This is a genomic window from Streptomyces sp. NPDC002130, assembly GCF_040296465.1.
GTDB lineage: Bacteria > Actinomycetota > Actinomycetes > Streptomycetales > Streptomycetaceae > Streptomyces.
On record NZ_JBEOXI010001183.1, the window covers coordinates 1 to 1,096 of the forward strand.

The window sequence follows — 1,096 nt, forward strand, 5'->3', positions numbered from 1 at the left end:
GAGGTCCGTAGTCTACCGATCCCTTCGCCGCGTTCGTAAAGCCTGAAATAGATGATCCTGGAACAACAGTCATGGTTCTCCCATCCCGCAACGGTTTACACTCTGCAAAAGAGAAGGGACCTCCGAAGGAGACGCACGATGAACGGGTCTCCAGAAATACGGATAAATCCCTCATCGGCTGTGTGCTCAACCTCGGTTTGAAACAGTACGCCAGCATGACGGACGTCACAAGTGCGTTGCGACCATTCGTTTCGGTGTTCCGAACAAAAATGTGGTTTGGTCTGCGGTTCCGCGAGGTAATCCGATGTTGCGATCGCCAACGGTCGTGAGCAGAACTGTGTCGTTTACCCCGGCACCACCATCGACCAAATTTCGTGTTCGGGGGTCACTGTGAAGGTCGGGATGGGTATCGTTCTCGGCACCAGACTTCACGGGGACCCCTGGTACGACGATCCGGAGAACTTATGGCACACCTCAGCGCACTCGAGCCCGATCAAGATCAGACTCAGCCCGTCGTGGAGTTGAGGATTCAAGCGACTCTCGATCAGCTGTCGATTTTGCGTGCACTGGCCGCCACCGTTGCCATTCAGGAAAACTTCGACCTCGACGCCATCGCCGACATCAAACTGGCCATGGACGAAATCTGTTCGCATCTGATCGTTCGCGCTGCGCCTGATTCGGTTCTGGTGTGTCGGTTCGTCTTCACGCCCCCGCAATTGCACGTGTCCGTGTCCACGACGACCACGGAGTACGAGGACAGCAGTCAGCGTTCGTTCGGGTGGCACATCCTCACCGAACTCACCGATTCGATTTCGCTCGATCAGGAAGAGAACCTCGGCGGCGTCGGCTACATCACGACCATGAAGTTCACCAAGGCCCTCAGCGGGCGCCTGTGACCGCTTCCGCAGACGGCCCGTCACGCCCGCGTCGGCGGTCCACCGACGAATATCGGGACGTCATACCAGTTTTCGAGGAAATGCGGACCCTCGAGCCACACAGCCCCGAGTACGAACGAGTGCGCACCGCACTCATCACCAGGTGCCTACCGTTGGCCGAACACATCGCCAGACGATTCGACGGTCGTGGCGAGGCACAC

Annotated in this window: 1 protein-coding gene; it reads left to right on the forward strand. The window is 57.8% G+C overall.

What is annotated here, in order from left to right; all coding sequences use genetic code 11:
- The first annotated feature begins 464 nt into the window (after nt 1-464).
- The gene (locus ABT116_RS49480; protein WP_351648248.1) at nt 465-896 is read left to right on the forward strand and encodes an ATP-binding protein; all 432 of its coding nucleotides are present in this window, start codon (nt 465-467) and stop codon (nt 894-896) included.
- Nucleotides 897-1,096: the final 200 nt, after the last annotated feature.